The organism is Mesorhizobium opportunistum WSM2075, assembly GCF_000176035.2.
GTDB classification, from domain to species: domain Bacteria; phylum Pseudomonadota; class Alphaproteobacteria; order Rhizobiales; family Rhizobiaceae; genus Mesorhizobium; species Mesorhizobium opportunistum.
Window position 1 is genome coordinate 1,482,820 of sequence record NC_015675.1, and the last position, 18,072, is coordinate 1,500,891.

The 18,072-nt window shown below is 62.9% G+C and carries 21 protein-coding genes; 13 read left to right on the forward strand and 8 right to left on the reverse strand.

Going from position 1 to position 18,072, the window contains the following annotated elements; all coding sequences use genetic code 11:
- Positions 1–209 precede the first annotated feature (209 nt).
- From pstS to phoB, 6 genes are all read left to right on the forward strand, one after another.
- Positions 210–1,265 (forward strand): phosphate ABC transporter substrate-binding protein PstS, encoded by a 1,056-nt coding sequence (pstS, locus tag MESOP_RS07105; RefSeq protein ID WP_013892651.1) that lies wholly within the window; start codon positions 210–212, stop codon positions 1,263–1,265.
- A 67-nt stretch (positions 1,266–1,332) separates the two neighbouring features.
- Complete coding sequence (pstC, locus tag MESOP_RS07110) at positions 1,333–2,316, forward strand: phosphate ABC transporter permease subunit PstC (protein ID WP_013892652.1); 984 nt, start codon at positions 1,333–1,335, stop codon at positions 2,314–2,316.
- A gap of 3 nt (positions 2,317–2,319) precedes the next feature.
- A complete protein-coding gene (gene pstA / locus MESOP_RS07115) occupies positions 2,320–3,171 on the forward strand; it encodes a phosphate ABC transporter permease PstA (protein ID WP_013892653.1) in 852 nt (283 codons plus the stop codon).
- Positions 3,168–3,971, forward strand: a complete 804-nt coding sequence (pstB, locus tag MESOP_RS07120) for a phosphate ABC transporter ATP-binding protein PstB (protein WP_013892654.1) — start codon at positions 3,168–3,170, stop codon at positions 3,969–3,971. Before pstA ends, pstB begins: the two co-directional genes overlap by 4 nt.
- Before the next feature lie 25 nt (positions 3,972–3,996).
- A complete protein-coding gene (gene phoU, locus MESOP_RS07125; protein WP_013892655.1) occupies positions 3,997–4,704 on the forward strand; it encodes a phosphate signaling complex protein PhoU in 708 nt (235 codons plus the stop codon).
- Between the two features lie 16 nt (positions 4,705–4,720).
- Positions 4,721–5,410 (forward strand): phosphate regulon transcriptional regulator PhoB, encoded by a 690-nt coding sequence (gene phoB / locus MESOP_RS07130; RefSeq protein WP_010911896.1) that lies wholly within the window; start codon positions 4,721–4,723, stop codon positions 5,408–5,410.
- Between the two features lie 318 nt (positions 5,411–5,728).
- Here the strand turns inward: phoB and MESOP_RS07135 are convergent, their stop codons facing one another.
- The gene (locus MESOP_RS07135; RefSeq protein WP_013892656.1) at positions 5,729–6,973 is read right to left on the reverse strand and encodes an ROK family protein; all 1,245 of its coding nucleotides are present in this window, start codon (positions 6,971–6,973) and stop codon (positions 5,729–5,731) included.
- Positions 6,974–7,242: 269 nt separating this feature from the next.
- On the opposite strand from MESOP_RS07135, the gene xylF reads away from it, so the two are divergent.
- The 4 genes from xylF (at position 7,243) to MESOP_RS07155 (ending at position 12,362) form a co-directional block, all read left to right on the forward strand.
- Positions 7,243–8,283 (forward strand): D-xylose ABC transporter substrate-binding protein, encoded by a 1,041-nt coding sequence (gene xylF / locus MESOP_RS07140; protein ID WP_013892657.1) that lies wholly within the window; start codon positions 7,243–7,245, stop codon positions 8,281–8,283.
- 143 nt (positions 8,284–8,426) lie between these two features.
- Positions 8,427–9,743 carry a sugar ABC transporter permease gene (locus MESOP_RS07145; RefSeq protein ID WP_013892658.1) on the forward strand — a complete coding sequence of 439 codons (1,317 nt, stop codon included), beginning with the start codon at positions 8,427–8,429 and terminating at the stop codon, positions 9,741–9,743.
- Between the two features lie 15 nt (positions 9,744–9,758).
- The gene (locus tag MESOP_RS07150; protein WP_013892659.1) at positions 9,759–10,571 is read left to right on the forward strand and encodes an ATP-binding cassette domain-containing protein; all 813 of its coding nucleotides are present in this window, start codon (positions 9,759–9,761) and stop codon (positions 10,569–10,571) included.
- 150 nt (positions 10,572–10,721) lie between these two features.
- Positions 10,722–12,362, forward strand: coding sequence for a CHASE domain-containing protein (locus MESOP_RS07155; protein ID WP_013892660.1), 1,641 nt, complete (start codon positions 10,722–10,724; stop codon positions 12,360–12,362).
- Between the two features lie 98 nt (positions 12,363–12,460).
- On the opposite strand, the gene MESOP_RS07160 is transcribed toward MESOP_RS07155, so the two are convergent.
- The 6 genes from MESOP_RS07160 to MESOP_RS07180 form a co-directional block, all read right to left on the reverse strand.
- On the reverse strand, positions 12,461–12,706 hold the full coding sequence (locus MESOP_RS07160; protein WP_013892661.1) for a YMGG-like glycine zipper-containing protein: 246 nt from the start codon (positions 12,704–12,706) through the stop codon (positions 12,461–12,463).
- Positions 12,707–12,789: 83 nt separating this feature from the next.
- Positions 12,790–13,113 (reverse strand): hypothetical protein, encoded by a 324-nt coding sequence (locus MESOP_RS07165; protein ID WP_013892662.1) that lies wholly within the window; start codon positions 13,111–13,113, stop codon positions 12,790–12,792.
- 119 nt (positions 13,114–13,232) lie between these two features.
- Positions 13,233–13,409: a hypothetical protein gene (locus MESOP_RS35545; RefSeq protein WP_013892663.1), complete on the reverse strand. Its 177-nt coding sequence runs from the start codon at positions 13,407–13,409 to the stop codon at positions 13,233–13,235.
- 132 nt (positions 13,410–13,541) lie between these two features.
- Positions 13,542–14,573, reverse strand: a complete 1,032-nt coding sequence (locus MESOP_RS07170; protein WP_013892664.1) for a sensor histidine kinase — start codon at positions 14,571–14,573, stop codon at positions 13,542–13,544.
- Positions 14,574–14,752: 179 nt separating this feature from the next.
- Positions 14,753–14,917 (reverse strand): DUF1328 domain-containing protein, encoded by a 165-nt coding sequence (locus MESOP_RS33435; RefSeq protein ID WP_013892665.1) that lies wholly within the window; start codon positions 14,915–14,917, stop codon positions 14,753–14,755.
- 212 nt (positions 14,918–15,129) lie between these two features.
- Positions 15,130–15,924 (reverse strand): response regulator, encoded by a 795-nt coding sequence (locus MESOP_RS07180; RefSeq protein WP_013892666.1) that lies wholly within the window; start codon positions 15,922–15,924, stop codon positions 15,130–15,132.
- Between the two features lie 224 nt (positions 15,925–16,148).
- Here MESOP_RS07180 and MESOP_RS07185 point away from each other — a divergent pair, with 224 nt between their 5' ends.
- Both MESOP_RS07185 and MESOP_RS07190 read left to right on the forward strand, forming a co-directional pair.
- Positions 16,149–16,352, forward strand: coding sequence for a NepR family anti-sigma factor (locus tag MESOP_RS07185; RefSeq protein ID WP_013892667.1), 204 nt, complete (start codon positions 16,149–16,151; stop codon positions 16,350–16,352).
- Positions 16,353–16,355: 3 nt separating this feature from the next.
- A complete protein-coding gene (locus MESOP_RS07190; RefSeq protein ID WP_013892668.1) occupies positions 16,356–16,907 on the forward strand; it encodes a sigma-70 family RNA polymerase sigma factor in 552 nt (183 codons plus the stop codon).
- 42 nt (positions 16,908–16,949) lie between these two features.
- On the opposite strand, the gene MESOP_RS07195 is transcribed toward MESOP_RS07190, so the two are convergent.
- A complete protein-coding gene (locus MESOP_RS07195) occupies positions 16,950–17,399 on the reverse strand; it encodes a response regulator (protein WP_013892669.1) in 450 nt (149 codons plus the stop codon).
- Positions 17,400–17,735: 336 nt separating this feature from the next.
- On the opposite strand from MESOP_RS07195, the gene MESOP_RS07200 reads away from it, so the two are divergent.
- Positions 17,736–18,062, forward strand: coding sequence for an ElaB/YgaM/YqjD family protein (locus MESOP_RS07200; RefSeq protein WP_013892670.1), 327 nt, complete (start codon positions 17,736–17,738; stop codon positions 18,060–18,062).
- Positions 18,063–18,072: the final 10 nt, after the last annotated feature.

The following is an 18,072-nucleotide window of genomic DNA, read 5'->3' on the forward strand; positions in this document are numbered from 1 at the left end:
GCCGGCGGACGGCTCAAGCCCATGATTCCGGGGACAAACTCGGATCGGGCCGCGAACCGGCCGCGCCACCGCCTTTGCCGGCGCCGGCGACGCGTTACCGGGCTGACATGAAACTGTCATGCGACTGTTATAATCGAAGGCTATTGGCCTCAGCGGGCGCTGGCAAGAAATGGCGCCGAGAGACCATCTTCCGAACAGGAGCAGGCCACATGAGACATTTCATCCGCTCGGCGGCCGTTGCGATTGCAATGGCTGCGGCGTCCACCATCACCCTTTCCGCGGCAATGGCAGCTGACCTTTCAGGCGCCGGCTCGACCTTCATCTATCCGGTGTTCGCCAAGTGGGCCGACACCTACAAGAAAGACACCGGCATCGGCCTCAACTACCAGTCGATCGGTTCCGGCGGCGGCATCAAGCAGGTCATCGCCAAGACCGTGACCTTCGGCGCCACCGACAAGCCGATGTCCGATGCCGATCTGGAAAAGAACGGCCTCGTGCAGTTTCCGATGGTGATGGGCGGCATCGTGCCGATCGTCAACCTCTCCGGCGTCAAGCCGGGCGAACTCGTCCTCGACGGCAAGACGCTGGCCCAGATCTATCTCGGCGCCATCACCACCTGGGACGATGCCGCGATCAAAGCGCTGAACCCCACCCTCACCCTGCCGTCGACCGCCATCGCCGTCGTGCACCGCTCGGACGGCTCGGGCACCACCTTCAACTTCACCGACTACCTGGTGAAGCTCTCGCCCGACTGGAAGGACAAGGTCGGCTCGGACACGGCCGTCGAATGGCCGACCGGCGTCGGCGCCAAGGGCAGCGAAGGCGTTGCCAATACCGTCAAGCAGACCGACGGCGGCATCGGCTACGTCGAATACGCCTATGCCAAGCAGAACAACCTGTCCTACTCAAAGATGGTGAACGCAGCCGGCAAGGTCGTCGAGCCGTCGCTCGAATCTTTCGGCGCTGCCGCTTCGAATGCCGACTTCAAGACTGCCAAGAACTTCAACGTCATCATCACCAACGAGCCCGGCGACACCACCTGGCCGATCGCCGCTTCGACCTGGGTGCTGATCCACAAGGTTCCCGATGACGCGGCCGCCACCGGCGAAGCGCTGAAATTCTTCGCCTGGGCCTACAAGGACGGCAAGGAAACCGCCAAGGCGCTCGACTATGTGTCGATCCCCGACAGCGTCGTCGACCTGATCAAGGCTTCGTGGAAGACCGACATCCAGGCCGACGGCAAGCCTATCTACGCCGGCGAGTAACATCTTCTGGAGGAGCGCCGCGCCCGCGGCGCTCCTTTTCCTTCAACTCGAACGAGCCGAGCTTGACATGAGTGCTGTCCAGGAAGCCTTGCCAGCCATTCGAGGTTCGCGCGACGCTATCGTCAGGCGGTTTGCGCTGACAGACGCGATCTTCCACGCAATGACCCGCGCCGCCGCGATATTGGTGCTGGTGCTGCTCGGCGGCGTCGCGATCTCGCTGTTTGCCGGCTCCTGGCAAGCCCTCTCGACCTTCGGCTTCTCGTTCCTGACCAGCGAAAGCTGGAATCCGGTGACGGAGAAATTCGGCGCGCTGGCGCCGATCTACGGTACCATCATCACCTCGGCAATCGCCATCCTGATCGCCGTGCCGCTCGGCATCGGCATCGCCATCTTCCTCACCGAGCTTTGCCCGCGCCCGCTGCGGCGCCCGATCGGCATGGCGGTGGAATTGCTGGCCGGCATTCCCTCGATCATCTACGGCATCTGGGGCCTGTTCGTGCTGGCGCCGTTCCTGCAGACCACGGTGCAGCCGTTCATCATCAGCGTGTTCCACGGTATCCCGGGCCTCGGCAGCCTGTTTGCCGGCCCGCCCTACGGCATCGGCCTGCTGACATCGTCGATGATCCTTGCCATCATGGTGCTGCCTTTCATCACCTCGATCACCAAGGACGTCTTCGACACGGTGCCTCCGGTGCTGAAGGAATCGGCCTACGGCATCGGCTGCACGACGTGGGAAGTGACCCGCCGCGTCGTCATTCCCTACACGCGGATCGGCATCATGGGCGGCGTCATGCTCGGCCTTGGCCGCGCGCTCGGCGAAACCATGGCGGTGACCTTCGTCATCGGCAACGCGCACCGCATCTCGACATCGCTGTTTGCGCCCGCAACGACGATCTCCGCGACCATCGCCAACGAATTCACCGAAGCGGTCGGCGATCTCTACACGTCTTCGCTGGTGGCGCTCGGCCTGATCCTGTTCGTCATCACTTTCCTGATCCTTGCCATCGCACGCTACATGCTGATGCGCATCGACGCCCGCACCGGAGCCTGACCGATGTCGACAGCCACGTCGCTTCACCAGAGCCGCAAGCGCAAGAATGGCGTGATGATGACGCTGTGCGTCGCCGCGGCCGGCATCGGCCTTGCCTGGCTGGCGCTCATTCTCGGCGCCCTGCTCTACAAGGGCCTGTCGGGCGTCAATCTTTCGGTCTTCACGGAAATGACCCCGCCGCCCGGCGATGCCGGCGGCCTGCTCAACGCCATCTACGGCAGCATCGTGATGACCGTCATCGGCATCATCGTCGGCACGCCGATCGGTGTGCTGGCCGGCACCTACATGGCCGAATACGGCCGCTTTTCGAAGCTCACCACCGTTGTGCGCTTCATCAACGATATCCTTCTGTCGGCGCCGTCGATCATCATCGGCCTGTTCGTCTACGAATTGATGGTTCGGCCGATGGGGCATTTCTCGGCGATGGCCGGCGCCGTCGCGCTGGCTATTCTGGTTATCCCCGTCGTCGTGCGCACCACCGAGGACATGCTCAATTTGGTGCCCAACGCCTTGCGCGAAGCCGGCACCGCGATCGGCGCGCCGCGCTGGGTGGTGATCCGCTCGGTCGCCTACCGCGCCGCGCTTTCCGGCATCGTCACCGGCATATTGCTGGCCATTGCCCGTATCTCCGGCGAGACGGCACCGCTGCTGTTCACCGCGCTCAACAACCAGTTCTGGTCGAGCAATCTCAACGCGCCGATGGCCAGCCTGCCTGTCACCATCTTCCAGTTCGCTCTCAGCCCCTACGAGGAATGGCAGCAACTGGCCTGGACCGGCGCACTCATAATTACATTGACGGTTCTCGCGCTCAGCATCTTTGCGCGCAGCCTGACCGGACGCAGAGAGGACAAATGAGCCAGATGTTGTCTCCAGACATGACGATCGCCGCCGAGGCAGCCGCCAAGGCAAAGATCGAGGTCAAGAACCTCAATTTCTACTACGGCCAGTCGAAGGCGCTGAAGGACATCACGCTGTCGCTGCCCGAACGCAGCGTCACCGCCTTCATCGGACCGTCGGGCTGCGGAAAGTCGACGCTGCTGCGCGTCTTCAACCGCATCTACGAGCTCTATCCCAGGCAGACCGCCGAGGGCCAGGTGCTGCTCGACGGCAAGAACGTTCTCGACCGTTCGCAGGACCTCAACCTCTTGCGCACCAAGATCGGCATGGTGTTCCAGAAGCCGACGCCGTTCCCGATGTCGATCTATGAGAACATCGCCTTCGGCGTCAGGCTCTACGAGAAGATCAGCAAGGCCGAGATGGACGGCCGCGTCGAGCAGGCGCTGAAGCGCGCGGCGCTCTGGACCGAGGTCAAGGACAAGCTCAATGCCAGCGGCCTCAGCCTTTCGGGCGGCCAGCAGCAGCGGCTCTGCATTGCCCGTACCGTGGCGGTGAAGCCGGAAGTCATCCTGCTCGACGAGCCGGCCTCGGCGCTCGATCCGCTGTCGACCGCCAAGATCGAGGAGCTGATCGACGAATTGCAGGCCGACTACACGATCGTCATCGTCACCCACAACATGCAGCAGGCGGCGCGCGTGTCGAAGCAGACGGCCTTCATGTACCTGGGCGAACTGGTCGAGTTCGACAAGACGGAGAAGATCTTCACGTCGCCCCGCGAGAAGCGCACGCAGGACTACATCACCGGCCGCTTCGGCTGATCGCACGCATACGAGGACCAGGATCATGGCCGAACACACGGTTGCAGCCTTCGACGAAGATCTCGGACAGATCAGCAGGCTGATCAGCGACATGGGCGACCTCGCCGGCTCGATGGTCGGCGGTGCCACCAAGGCGCTGCTGAACTCCGACAATGCGCTCGCCCAACGCGTCGTCTCCGATGACGCGATCATGGATGCGCGCCAGCGCGAGCTGGACGACCGCGCCATCACGCTGATCGCCAAGCGCCAGCCGATGGCCGACGATCTGCGCCATGTCGTCGGCTCGATCCGCATGGCCGGCGATCTCGAACGCATCGGCGACCTTGCCAAGAACATCGCCAAGCGCGTCGGCACGGTCGGGCTCTCCGCCACGCCGCGCGACCTGTCGCACTCCATCGACGCGATGGCGCAGCTGGTGCTGATCCAGGTTCAAGGTGTCATCGAGGAATATGCGGCGCGTGATGCCGCGGCACTGGCGAAGCTGCGCGCCGCCGACGAGCGCATCGATGTCAAATACACCTCGGTGTTCCGCGAACTGCTGACCTACATGATGGAAGATCCGCGCAACATCACCGCCTGCACGCATCTTTTGTTCTGTGCCAAGAACCTCGAACGCATCGGCGACCACGTGACCAACATCGCCGAGAATGCGTATTATGTGCTGACCGGCACGCAGCTGCCCGCCAATCGTCCGAAGCAGGACGAAACCGCGATGTCGGCGCCGGCGGCATAGCAGGGGTGACCAGCCGATGATCGCGCCACGCATCATGGTGGTGGAGGATGAGGAGCCGTTAGGGGTGCTGCTCCGCTACAATCTGGAATCGGAAGGTTACCAGGTCGAGGTGGTGACGCGCGGCGACGAGGCGGAGATCCGCCTGCAGGAGAACGTGCCCGACCTTCTGGTGCTCGACTGGATGGTGCCGGCGGTGTCCGGCATCGAACTCTGCCGGCGCCTGCGAATGCGGCCCGAGACCGAGCGGCTGCCGATCATCATGCTGACCGCGCGGGGCGAAGAAAGCGACCGTGTACGTGGACTCTCCACAGGCGCCGACGACTATCTGGTCAAGCCGTTCTCGACGCCGGAGTTCATGGCCCGCGTCAAGGCGTTGCTGCGCCGCGCCAAACCGGAAGTGCTGTCCAGCGTGCTCAAGGTCGGCGACATCGTGCTCGACCGCGAATCGCACCGCGTCTACCGCAAGAAGAGCGAGATCCGGCTCGGGCCGACCGAGTTCCGCCTGCTCGAATTCATGATGCGCCATCCCGGCCGGGTGTTCTCGCGCAGCCAGCTGCTCGACAATGTCTGGGGCGAGACGATCTACATCGACGAGCGCACGGTCGACGTGCATGTCGGGCGGCTGCGCAAGGCGGTCAACAATGGCCGCATGCCCGATGTCATTAGAACCATTCGTGGGGCGGGCTACGCGATCCGGGAAGATTAGGTTCTTCGGCGCGGAAGGTTAGACAGTCGGATTTCGTGCTTAAGCCGGATCGCTTTACCTTGGCGATCAGCGAAAACGTCCATTGCTTCGTCATCCACGGGCGGAGCAAGGAGCGAAGCGACGCGGCGTAGACCCGAGGATCCACGCCGCGACTTTGAAGCGTTGCCTCGGTGCGGAATTCTGCTCCGCTGCACTCCGTGGCCAAGGTCGCGGCATGGATCCCAGGGTCTCCGCGACGGAGCTTCGCTCCTGCTCCGCCCAGGGATGACGAAGTCGTGAGGCTTTGTCCAACCCACGGATGTTACGATGGCTTCGATTTCACGCCACGTTCTTCCCAGCCGCGCCTGCTCTCGCCTGCACGCCCGGCGCGAATATTTCCTGATCGACGAAGGTCAGAGCGCGCATGGCGCAGCCTTCGCGGATCAGCGGCAGTTCGTTAGGCTCGGTGTCGAAGGAGATCGATTTCGAGTGCTGGCCGCCGGCGGTCTGTGCAATCGCCTCGCGCAAGGCCGGCTCGATCAGGTCGAAGGCGGCGGCGCTGACGCCGACCATGGCGACCGGGGCGGGATCGATCAGCGCGAACAGGCTGCCGAGGCCATAGCCGAGCGCCTCGCCGGCCTTGCGATAGGCCTGGCGCTCCGGCCCGTCCTTCTCGCGCGCCGAGGCCGCCAGTGCCCGCATGTCGGCGTCGCTGACGTCGACCGGTTCGGTGTCCTCGCCAAGCTGTCTCGCGCTTCGCCAGATGGCGTAGTTGCCGGCATAGGCCTCGACGCAGCCGCGCCGTCCGCAGCGGCAGAGCGCGCCGCCCGGCCGGTGGATCATGTGGCCGAACTCGCCGCCCGAGGAATGGGTACCGGTGAACAGTTCGCCCTTCAGCACCAGGCCCATGCCGATGCCGTGAGACAGCAGAATGGCGATGAAGTCGTCGCGGTAGCGCTCGGGATCGCGCCAGCGCAGCGCCACCGCCATCATGTTGCAGTCGTTTTCCATGGTGGCGGGGATGCCGAACTCGGCTTCGAATATGTCGGCGAAGGCGATGTCGGTCTGCGGCGTGATCGGCGACCACAGCATGGCGCGCGCCTCGGTGTCGGTGATGCCCTGGATGGCCAGTGCGATGCGGGCGACGCTGCGGACATCGATGTCGGGATCGTCTATGCGGCGCCGCACGATGGCGACGCATTCGCCGATCAGCGCCTCGCGCGACATGGTCAGCGTGTCCAGCCGGCGCTGTTCCTCCGATATCACCTGGCCGGCATAGTCGATGACGGCGACCGACAGGAAATTCAGCGACAGCACCACGGTCATCACCGCCGCCGCCTCCGGGTTGAGTGTGAGGCCGACCTGCGGCCTGCCGCGTTTCAGCGCCCCGGCCTCGCTCGGCTTGCCCTCGGTCAGGACGCCTTCGCCGATCAGGTCGGAGGAGATCGCCGAGATGGTCGAGTGGCTGAGGCCGGTGGTGGCGGCGATCTCGGTGCGCGAAGGCTGACCGGCACGGCGCACGGCCGAGATCACCATGGCGCGGTTGCGCCGGCGCAGATCGTCGTGGCGGATTCCGACCGACATGTTTCCCGCATCCTCCCAGTCGCCGCGGCCTTTCGTGCCTCCCGAAGGCCGCCAGCGAAGCCACCAAATACTGGCAGAAGCGCCCCACGCTGTCATTATTTATTCCGGAGCTCGAAAAAAAGTTCACGGCACCTCAAAATCCATCAGAATCATTGTTGACAGTGTTCCGGTGATGGACCAGTGTTTTTTCGAGGCTCGAAAAAATAGGGCCTTTGTGCCGGCCTTAGGGCCAGTTTGGTCGCGCCATACGCGGCGCAGGGAGGAATATCATGAAGAAATTCACAGCCGCCATCCTGGCGGGTGTCGCCATGTCGCTGACGCTTGCGTCGGTCGCGCAGGCGAAGGACAAGGTCATCGGCGTTTCCTGGTCCAATTTCCAGGAAGAGCGCTGGAAGACCGACGAGGCCGCGATGAAAAAAGCGATCGAGGCCGCCGGCGACAAGTACATCTCCGCCGACGCGCAGTCCAATCCCGGCAAGCAGCTCACCGATGTCGAAAGCCTGATCTCGCAAGGCGCCAATTCGCTGATCATCCTGGCGCAGGATGCCTCGGCCATCGGCCCGGCGGTGCAGAAGGCGCTGGACGAAGGCATTCCGGTCGTCGGTTATGACCGCCTGATCGAGAACAAGGACGTCTTCTACCTGACCTTCGACAACAAGGAAGTCGGTCGCTTGCAGGCCAGCGCGGTGTTCAAGGCCAAGCCGGAAGGCAACTACGTCTTCATCAAGGGCTCGGGTGCCGATCCGAATGCCGACTTCCTGTTCTCGGGCTCGATGGAAGTGCTCAAGGAAGCCATCGACAGCGGCAAGATCAAGAATGTCGGCGAAGCCTATACGGACGGCTGGCTGCCCGCCAACGCCCAGAAGAACATGGAACAGTTCCTGACCGCCAACGACAACAAGGTCGACGCGGTGGTCGCGGCCAATGACGGCACCGCAGGCGGCGTCGTCGCGGCGCTGACGGCGCAAGGCCTTGCCGGCACCGTGCCGGTGTCCGGCCAGGACGGCGACCATGCGGCACTCAACCGCATCGCGCTCGGCACCCAGACCGTGTCGGTGTGGAAGGACGCGCGCGAACTCGGCAAGAATGCCGCCGAGATCGCCTCGCAGCTGGCCGACGGCAAGAAGATGGCAGACATCGCCGGTGCGAAGGACTTCACGACGCCTGGCGGCAACACCGTCAAGTCGCTGTTCCTGACACCGGTTGCGATCACCAAGGACAATCTCAACGTGGTCATCGACGCCGGCTGGATCAAGAAGGACGAGGTCTGTGCAGGCGTCGCCGCCGGCAGCGTCGCGGCCTGCAACTGATCTCGAAGACGTCAGACAATGAAACGCCGCGGCTGTCAGGCCGCGGCGTTTTTTCAGGAAGATTTGTGTTTCCGCCGCGGGCGGGTAACTTCTAGGCTCTATTCCGGCATCCGCGTCAGACGGCAAGCCGGCGGGAGGATTTCATGACCGACACGACCTCAAATGCACCGGCCGACACCGCGCGGGCATCGGAACTTGGCGCGGTCGCCCGGTTTCTGAAGGCAACCGAACTCGACACACGCATGCTTGGCATGGTCGGTGCGCTGCTGGTCATCTGGATCGGCATTCACATCCTGTCGGGCGGACTTTTCCTGACGCCGCGCAATCTCTGGAACCTGTCGGTGCAGACGTCCTCGGTCGCGATCATGGCGACCGGCATGGTGCTGGTCATCGTCATGCGTAACATCGACCTTTCGGTTGGCTCCGTCGAAGGTGTGATCGGCATGATCATGGGCGTGGCGCAAGCCGAATTCCTCATTCGCGTCATCGGCTTCCAGCTTGGAAACCCCTGGCTCTGGATCATTGCACTGGCCGCCGGCGTGGTGCTCGGTCTCCTGATCGGTGCGTTCCAGGGCTTCATCATCGCCTACCTCGAAGTTCCGGCCTTTATCGTGACATTGGGCGGCCTGCTGGTCTGGCGCGGCATGGCATGGCTTATCACCAACGGGCGCACGGTCGCGCCGCTCGACGCCACATTCCAGCTGATGGGGGGCGGACCGAGGGGCTCGATCGGCGCCACCGCCAGCTGGATCATCGGCGCCGTTGCTTGCGCGGCTGTCGCTTTCGCGCTGCTCAACGGTCGATCGCAGCGCAAACGGTTCAACTTTCCGCTACGTCCGGTCTGGGCGGAAACCTTTCTCGGCGTAGTCGCCTGCGCTGCCATCCTTGGCGCGGTGTGGATCGCCAATTCCTATCCGTGGCCAATCGGCATCGTACGCCAGTACGCTCAGCAGAACGGCATCGCCATTCCCGAAAATGGACTGTTCATCGCCCACGGCATTGCCATACCGGTGCTGATGGCGGTCGCGGTTGGCATCGTCATGACGTTCATCACCAAGCGCACCCGTTTCGGCCGCTACGTCTTTGCCATCGGCGGCAATCCGGAGGCTGCCAATCTCGCCGGCATCAACACCCGCTGGGTGACGATGAAGGTGTTCATGATCATGGGTGTGCTGGCTGCGATCAGCGCGGCGATCTCGTCGGCCCGTCTTAACGCGTCGACCAATGCGCTGGGCACGCTGGACGAGCTTTTGGTGATTGCCGCCGCCGTTATCGGCGGCACTTCGCTTGCCGGCGGCTCCGGAACGGTGCTCGGCGCCATGCTCGGCGCGCTGCTGATGCAGTCGTTGCAGTCCGGCATGGTGCTGCTCGGCATCGATTCACCGCTGCAGAGCATCGTCGTCGGCGCCGTGCTCGTTGTCGCGGTCTGGCTCGATACCGTCTACCGCAAGCGGGTCTAGGGAAGGAGAACCATCATGGCCGACAACACCGCTCCCGCATCTGCTCCCGCCGGCACGTCGCTGGTCGACATGCGCAACATCTCGATCGCCTTTGGCGGCATCCGTGCCGTCGACGACGCCTCGATCGATCTTTTCCCCGGCGAGGTCGTGGCGCTGCTCGGCCACAATGGCGCGGGCAAGTCGACGCTGATCAAGATCCTGTCCGGCGCCTACAAGCGCGATGCCGGCCAGATCTTCGTCAATGGCGAGGAAGCGGCGATCTCCAACCCGCGCGACGCCAAGAAATACGGTATCGAGACGATCTACCAGACGCTGGCGCTGGCCGACAATGTCGACGCCGCCGCCAACCTGTTCCTCGGCCGCGAGCTGATGACCGCCTGGGGCACGCTCGACGACGTCGCCATGGAGGCCGAGGCGCGCAAGGTGATGGGGCGGCTCAATCCCCGCTTCCAGCGCTTCAAGGAGCCGGTGATCAAGCTGTCTGGCGGACAGCGGCAGTCGGTGGCGATCGCGCGCGCGATCCTGTTCAACGCCCGCATCCTGATCATGGACGAGCCGACCGCCGCACTCGGTCCACAGGAAACGGCGCAGGTCGGCGAACTGGTCAGGCAGCTCAAGTCGGATGGCATCGGCATCTTCCTGATCAGCCACGACATCCATGATGTGTTCGAACTGGCCGACCGGGTCTGCGTGATGAAGAACGGCCAGGTCGTCGGCACCGCGCGCACCACCGACGTGACGCAGGACGAGGTGCTCGGCATGATCATCCTGGGTAAATGTCCTCCGGGCGCCATTCCGGGGCCGGGCGCGCTGAAGATCGCCGCCTGAGGCGTTTTGTCGGTCCGGCATCGGCCGATCGGGCACGGCCGGTTGCCGTTCACGTGATGTACCAGCGATCACGATGGCTTGGCCTTGCCATTGTGTTGACCCGGCGACTTGCCCATAAAGGTCCGATATCGCTCATGGATCGCATCACCATTGAAGAAACTTTTTCCAATCGTCGCGTTCGTCGCCGTCGCGCTGATCAGCATGACCATGGCGGGGTTCGCCTATTTCGCGACGCAGGAAGCCGCCCGCATCAAGTTCGAAGGGGCGGCCGACGATGCGCTCAACCGGATCGAGAGCCGTATCGACCTGCATCTGTCGCTGCTGCGCTCCACGCAGGCTCTGTTCGACGCCCGTAACGGCGACATATCGCAGAATGAGTTCAAGGCATTCTTCAACGCGCTGGATATCAAGGACAATTTCGCCGGCCTGCGCGGGATCGGGTTCCTCCAACTCGTCAAGACGGGCGACGAGGCGGCGGTCGAACGCGATATCCTCCACGATTTCGGTGCCAGCCATCCGGTCTATCCGGATACGACGCAGCCCTGGCGCGCGCCTATCACTCTGTTCGAGCCGCTGGATCCGTCCAACCAGGCGAGCATCGGCTACGACATGTTCAGCGAGCCGGTGCGGCGCGCGGCGATCGAAAAGGCAATGGCGGACGACCAGCAGCACGCGAGCGGGCTGGTGCAACTCGGCCAAGGCACCGGCGCCGCGCAGACCTTCACCGGCTTCCTGGTCTTCGTGCGGCTCAACGTCGAAACCGCGCCCGAGGTCATCAACGCATCGCGATCCTCGACCGCGGGCTTTCTCTACGCAGCCTTCCGGGCCCGCGACCTGTTCCAGATTGCGCTCAGCCGCACGCCGCTGCTGCCGGTCAACACCGAGATCTATGACGGCACAGTGAACGGCGACAATCTGTTGTTTCGGTCGGAGACGCCACCGGCTTCGTCGTTTGGCGACCGGCTGCTGGTCACCCGCAAGATCATGGTGGCTGGCCGTCCATGGACCATATTGTTCAGGCCGACCAGCGCCTTTTTGCAACCGTCGTCGCGCGCCATCCCGGTGATGCTGGGGCTGTTCGGTTTGCTCGCGGCAGGCGCCATCGCGCTGGTGGCGCGCTATCAGGAACGGGCCTACGAGGCGGCATCGCGTCTGCACGAGACGACCGAAAAGAGCCTGCTCGAAAAGGACCTGATGCTGCAGGAGATGAAGCATCGTATCAAGAATTCGATCACCAGGGTGCTGGCGATCGCGCGACAGACGGCGTCGCGGGCGACCGACGTCAACGAGTTTTCCGCATCCTTCTCGGCCAGGCTGCAGGCGATGGCGGCTTCCCAGGACATGCTGACGCGCTCGCGCTGGCAGAAGGCCGATCTCGCCGATCTGCTGCGCATCGAGCTTGGCCAGGTGTTCGGCAAGGAACTGCCCGAGGGGCTGCTGTCGGGGCCGGAGGTACTGCTCGACGAGACGACGACGCAGTCGCTTGGCCTGACCTTCCATGAACTGGCGACCAACGCGCTGAAATATGGCGAAGCCGGCAATTCCGCCAATTCGCTTGGGAGTGACTGGGCGCTCAAGGTGGACTGGTCGCTGGAAGGGCGTGGGCGCGAGCGGACGCTGGCGCTGAACTGGCGGGAGGCCGGGAAAAAGAAAGTCGAGGCGCCGTCCGAAACCGGATTCGGCACCAAGCTGATCGACCTCAACGTCACCCGCGAACTGCGTGGCACGATCAAACGCGATTTTCAGGCCGATGGTCTGAAGGTGGAGATCAGAATTCCGTTGGTCGGCTGAGGTTCAGCCTGTCAGCAGGGATAGCCACAGATTGCCGGGTCATAAAAAAAGTCCGGAGGCCGGATCCGGCCTCCGGATTTGCATTCCATTATCGCGGATTAGTTGCAGCGTGCCGTGTAGATGCGGCCATGGCGGTCGCGATACTGGCAGTAGCCGTTCTGCAGCTTGCGCACCAGCAGGCCGGAACCGGCGCCGACGGCCGCACCAATCAGCGCGCCCTTGCCACCGCCGACCAAGCCGCCGATACCGGCGCCGATCAAGCCGCCGCCAACCACGTCCTGCTCGGTGGAGGTGCAGCCGCTTAGAGCAGCCACCGCAATCATGGCAATAATCATCTTCCGCATTGAGTCACTCCTCACTTTGTGTCCACACTTTGGTAAGCACCAGCAGCCATTTAGCATGAAACAACGGGCTTTGCTGCTCCAATTTATTGTTGGCTAAGGTCGCCTTTTTCTGGGCGCGTCGCGTTCGATGCCACGACGAGGCTGGATATCGCCAGCGAGGCGTCGAGACTGCCATCGGTATGCACATTCCAGACGATCCGATCATAGTCATCCTCGAGCGCGGGATCGACCGCGAGGCACTTGGCGACGACGTGTTGCGCCTGCTCCCGCACATCGCCCACGACGAAGGGACGCTCGGCGGTGCATTCGTCGGCGGTCGCAAAGACGCTGACTGGAACCTGGAGCTCATGACAATCGGCCATCGAGTTGGTGCAACCGACCAGCAACAGTGCAGCGATATGTTCCATGGCGAGCCCCCTCGCCACAATAACGGTCCGGATGAGCCAAAAGTTCCTGGTTCCGGGATGACAAGCGAATAATGCCTGTCGCGAGCGGCTAAACACTAGGCGGGCAGGACGGATCGCAGTCAGGTCAGCCTGAACACGGTGACCAGGAGAATTGTCGCGGCCGCGGCCAGGACCACACCCCAAAGCAGACCGTGATGAGGCGGGGAAAGCGGTTCCGCGGATGCTTCGGGATCCTGGAATTCGCCCATCGAAACACGGGCGGCCTGTTCCAGTCTGTTCATGTCGGAGACGGTCAAGCATTCCTCCCAATACCTTGCTGCAACCCAAGCAAGTTGCAGCAGTATCTGGGTAAAACAGCATCCGCCCTTATGGTGAACAGCCGGTTAAGGATCTCCGGCCGCCGCAGGCGTTCCCGGCCACCGCGCTCGTCATGTCTCGAAATTGCTGTGCGGAACGACAAGGCGGTATTCGAGGTGGCCATCCACGATATCGAGGCTCGCGGTTCCATTCAGGGACGCGGGCACCACCCGCTCCAGCGCGACGCTGCCGAAACGCTTTTGACTGCCTCGGCCGCCATTGGTTCCAATGGCTTCGGCCCATGTCAGCGACAGGACGACCTCACCGGCGGCTGCGGTGTTGAGATCGGCGCTCACCTCGACGAAACCATCCGGCCGGGACAGGGCGCCATAGCTGACCGAGTTGACGGCGAGTTCATGCATCGCGAGGCCAATATGCAGTGCGGCGTTGGGATTGAGGTAGGGATTGGCGCCCCGGAAGCGAAGGCTGTGCGATGTGCTCGTGCCATAGCGGCCGACCTGGCTTGCCACCAGGTCATGGAGGGCCGCACCGCGCCAGTTGGAAGAAGTCACCAGGTCCTGGGAGGACGCCAGCGACTGCAGCCGGCCACGAAAACGGGTCAGGAAATCGCCGATGCTGTCGGAATAGCGGCCGGTCTGGGTCGCTATGCTCTGGATGATCGCCAGCAGGTTCTTCGAGCGGTGGCTGACTTCGCGCAACAGCGTCGTCAATGTCTGTTCGCGGCGCTTCTGCTCGGTCGTCTCGACCATTGTGGTGACCACGCCTTGCACATCGCCGCCGTCGCCATGGTCGGCATCGACCCATACCTGGAACCAGCGGATGCCATCTTCGCCCGGGACACTGATCTCAAGCCGCTCCGGATTGCCGGTCGCGACCACATCGCCCTTTGCGGTGCGGATGCGGTCGGCCTGCGCTGTAGGCAAGATGCCATTGCCGTCGGTATTGTCAGAGACCCAGGGCGCACGCATGTTGCGGGCCCATACGGTCTTCATCTCTCGATCCTGATAGAGGACGGAAATGCCGGCATTGTGCAGGGCGTGGAGAAGCGCCCGGCCAAGCTGCATGCCGCTTTCCGCCGGATGCAGCGCGATGACTTCGTCACTCCCCGCGCCTTCCGTCCTATCTGAAGTCTTGGAGCGCATCGGTCAATCTGTCCACCCCTGCTAGGCTGAACGGTTCCCCGGCAAATGGGTTCCCAAGGAAAAACCAGCTTCCAAATAGCGGTCCGCCGGACGGCGTCCGTTTGAGGGACACCGCCCGGCGGTGGCTGGAAACCGTTTGAGGGGTGCGGCTTCCAGTGTTCGCCTGAATGAAGGTCGCCTCATGCTCGCCTGAACAAACCGGCAAGAAGCGAGATGATCAGGAAGGCGAGAAAGACGAAGAACAATATCTGCGCGATGCCTGCAGACGTGCCGGCGATGCCGCCGAAACCAAGCGCGCCGGCTATGATGGCCACGACGAGAAATACGAGCGCCCAGTAAAGCATGGTTCATCTCCTTCCGAATGGTGCGATGAAAACGTGGGTGGTTGCGGTTTGTTCCACCATTTGCTGAAAAAGACGACGCTTGCAAACGGTTCGGGGGAAATCGCTGATGAGGGAACCCCGGCTTTGCAAAAGGGCCGCCAGATGCGTCGCATCTGGCGGCCCTTGCCGTGAAATCCTGCTATCGGTCGGATCTTGCGGCCAGACGGCCGGGCCTATGCGGCGGCCTTGGCCTGACGGTCGAAGAACAGCGCCTGGCTGATCAGCGCCTTGACCATGTCGGGGTTGAACGGTTTGGTCACCAGGAAAGCTGGCTCGGGGCGCTCGCCGGTCAGGAGGCGCTCGGGAAAGGCAGTGATGAAGATGACCGGCACCGACGTTGATGACAGGATCTCGTTGACCGCTTCGATACCCGAACTGCCGTCGGCGAGCTGAATGTCGGCCAGCACCATCTTCGGCCGTGTCTTGCCGAACATCGTCACCGCTTCGGCATGGGTGCGCGCCGTTCCCACGACGCGGTGGCCGAGGCTCTCGACCATCTCCTCTATGTCCATTGCGATCAACGGTTCGTCCTCGATGATCAGCACGTCGGTTGCCACCTGGCGAGAGATTTCATTGCTCGCCTGGGCAAGCAGCTCGGAGAATTCCTGGTCGCCGACGTCGAGGATCTCGGCCGCCTCGTCCTCGCTGAAGCCTTCGACGGCGACCAGCAGGAAGGCCTGCCGGGGAAGCGGAGCGATCGCATTGAGATTGGCGGCTGCGCGCTGCTCCCATGCCGATTGTGCCTGCTCCTGCGGAACACGGATGGCGACCGACGTGAACAGTTTGGCGAACACCTTGTAGAGGGCGATACGGTCGCTCGATGCTTCGGGAAAAATATCGACATCGGCAATGATGGCCTCGAGCATCGCGGCGACCAGCGCATCTCCGCTCTCCTGGGACCCGGAAACGGCGCGCGAGAAGCGGCGCAGGAACGGCAGGTGCGGGGCGATGGTGGCGGATAAACTCATGGTAGGACGTCTCCCTCAGAATGACGCGATTGCCTGGATTTGCAGGTCGAGCTGATTGCAGGCCCAGCTAACATAACGCGGGCTCTCCGAAAAAGTTCCGGCGCAAATGGAACGAATGGGCGCGAACGGCGTTTGGGGTTGGGATGGGCGACCAGACGAGGATGCCGCTTGCCTTGTGTCGAGTTGAATTCAAGCGGCTTTCGTGCTGGGAATATAAGGGCGAAATGAAGGATATGACCAAAGAAATTTTGACTGGCGCCGCGGGCAGGCGCCGGAACGGTTCGGGCGACCCGCTCGGGCCTAACTCCGAAATCGGACGCAAACTCAAGCAGTATTACGACGAGCTGGTCTCCGACGATGTGCCGGATCGCTTTGCCCAGTTGCTCAGGCAACTGGAACGGACCGAACCCGCGCAGAAGAAGGACTGAGGCATGGCAGCGGTCTCCCAAGGCTTCAAGACCGATCTGCTTGGGGCGATCCCAAGCTTGCGGGCCTTTGCCGTGTCGTTGACGCAGAATGCCGACAAGGCCGACGACCTCGTTCAGGAGACGCTGGTCAAGGCGTGGGACAAGCATGAGAGCTTCCAGCCCGGCACCAATCTCAAGGCATGGCTTTTCACTATCCTGCGCAATGAGTTCTATTCGCAAATGCGCAAGCGGGGCCGCGAGGTGCAGGACAGCGACGGCATCATGACGGCCAGGCTTGCGGTGCATCCGGCCCAGCACGGCCAACTCGACCTCAAGGATTTTCGTGGCGCTCTCGAGCAATTGCCGGAAGACCAGCGTGAGGCCATCATCCTCATCGGTGCTTCGGGCTTCTCCTACGAGGAGGCCGCCGAAATCTGCGGTTGCGCGGTCGGAACGATCAAGAGCCGGGTCAGCAGGGCCCGCACGCGCCTGCAGGAAATCTTGAAGATCTCCGGTGAAGACGAATATGGTCCCGATGCGATCTCGACCCAGGTCACAGGGACGGCAGCACATTGAAGCATGCCTAGTAGCAGGAACCCGGATGCTGCCGCGTCGGTCTCAATCAGGCGAGGCACGTCCGTAGGCCAGCGCCACCGCTTCGACCAGATCTTCGCCTGAATAGGGTTTGGTGACCAGCCTCACCCCTGGAAACGTTGCCTTGATCTCGTCCGCATCCGAATAGCCGGAGGCAAACACGAAGGGGACGCCTGTTTCACGCAGGCCCGCGGCGAATTCGAGCGTCGAAGTGCCGCCCAGCATCAGATCGACGATGGCCGCGTCGAATTGCGTTGCGACCTTTCGGCCATCGACCTCGGTCAGGTCGCGGGCAATCACCACCTCGCCTGCACCGTGGTCACGGCAAAGCTGCTCGACATCCATGGCTATGAGGAACTCGTCCTCCAAGACAAGAATGCGCAATCCATCAAGTAACGGGGGCACGGGCAATGGCTCCTTGAAACGGTGGGAGTCATGATGGTTATTTGGGCCGTTGTCATTTAAAAAAGACATGCCGCCGCTCGTCTAACAGAGACATCCCGCCGCTCGTCGGAACTTCGATCCCGGCAAAGCGTTTCAAATCCTGCCTGCCGCCCGGCGGGCGCTCGAGGAGGGGGTCGAAATGCCAAGCCAGAATGGGCGCTTTTCAGCTGATGGATCGCAAGCTGGTCGTCTGGCGCGACGGCGGTTGCGAGGCGCTAAAGCAGCTCGGGAGGGCCGCCGAGTTCTGACGCAATGCATCTTGCCAGATCGGGTGCGCGCGGGCAGCTTTCCAGGTAGTTTGGACCGATGCCGGAACGTTAAGCCGCACGGCGCGTTTGAAATCGAGCAATCACAAGGAGTTAAGCAATGGCAGCTGCCGCAGGAAAGACCGCCAACGAGGCGCGGGCGAATTCGGACCTCGAGGCCGATATCAGGCAGTTGAAGGCCGATATCGACAAGCTTACCAAACAGTTGGCCAAGACCGGTGAACACGGCTACGGCACCGCGCGTCGTGCGGCGGCCGAAGGTGTCGAGCAGTTGCGGGCCCAGGGTGAAGCGGCTTTCGATAACCTGCGCGGCAACGCCAGGGATATCGAGGCGCAGATGGTGGCGAGCGTACGCGAAAAGCCTGTGACGTCACTGGCAATCGCCGCCGGTGTCGGCTTCCTCTTCGCGCTGCTCGCGCGTCGCTAGTCACGCCGCA

Coding starts and splice junctions, on each gene's coding strand:
- pstS (WP_013892651.1), top strand. CDS start 210: ATGAGACATTTCATCCGCTCGGCGGCCGTTGCGATTGCAATGGCTGCG.
- pstC (WP_013892652.1), top strand. CDS start 1,333: ATGAGTGCTGTCCAGGAAGCCTTGCCAGCCATTCGAGGTTCGCGCGAC.
- pstA (WP_013892653.1), top strand. CDS start 2,320: ATGTCGACAGCCACGTCGCTTCACCAGAGCCGCAAGCGCAAGAATGGC.
- pstB (WP_013892654.1), top strand. CDS start 3,168: ATGAGCCAGATGTTGTCTCCAGACATGACGATCGCCGCCGAGGCAGCC.
- phoU (WP_013892655.1), top strand. CDS start 3,997: ATGGCCGAACACACGGTTGCAGCCTTCGACGAAGATCTCGGACAGATC.
- phoB (WP_010911896.1), top strand. CDS start 4,721: ATGATCGCGCCACGCATCATGGTGGTGGAGGATGAGGAGCCGTTAGGG.
- MESOP_RS07135 (WP_013892656.1), bottom strand. CDS start 6,973: ATGTCGGTCGGAATCCGCCACGACGATCTGCGCCGGCGCAACCGCGCC.
- xylF (WP_013892657.1), top strand. CDS start 7,243: ATGAAGAAATTCACAGCCGCCATCCTGGCGGGTGTCGCCATGTCGCTG.
- MESOP_RS07145 (WP_013892658.1), top strand. CDS start 8,427: ATGACCGACACGACCTCAAATGCACCGGCCGACACCGCGCGGGCATCG.
- MESOP_RS07150 (WP_013892659.1), top strand. CDS start 9,759: ATGGCCGACAACACCGCTCCCGCATCTGCTCCCGCCGGCACGTCGCTG.
- MESOP_RS07160 (WP_013892661.1), bottom strand. CDS start 12,706: ATGCGGAAGATGATTATTGCCATGATTGCGGTGGCTGCTCTAAGCGGC.
- MESOP_RS07165 (WP_013892662.1), bottom strand. CDS start 13,113: ATGGAACATATCGCTGCACTGTTGCTGGTCGGTTGCACCAACTCGATG.
- MESOP_RS07170 (WP_013892664.1), bottom strand. CDS start 14,573: ATGCGCTCCAAGACTTCAGATAGGACGGAAGGCGCGGGGAGTGACGAA.
- MESOP_RS33435 (WP_013892665.1), bottom strand. CDS start 14,917: ATGCTTTACTGGGCGCTCGTATTTCTCGTCGTGGCCATCATAGCCGGC.
- MESOP_RS07180 (WP_013892666.1), bottom strand. CDS start 15,924: ATGAGTTTATCCGCCACCATCGCCCCGCACCTGCCGTTCCTGCGCCGC.
- MESOP_RS07185 (WP_013892667.1), top strand. CDS start 16,149: ATGAAGGATATGACCAAAGAAATTTTGACTGGCGCCGCGGGCAGGCGC.
- MESOP_RS07190 (WP_013892668.1), top strand. CDS start 16,356: ATGGCAGCGGTCTCCCAAGGCTTCAAGACCGATCTGCTTGGGGCGATC.
- MESOP_RS07195 (WP_013892669.1), bottom strand. CDS start 17,399: ATGTCTTTTTTAAATGACAACGGCCCAAATAACCATCATGACTCCCAC.
- MESOP_RS07200 (WP_013892670.1), top strand. CDS start 17,736: ATGGCAGCTGCCGCAGGAAAGACCGCCAACGAGGCGCGGGCGAATTCG.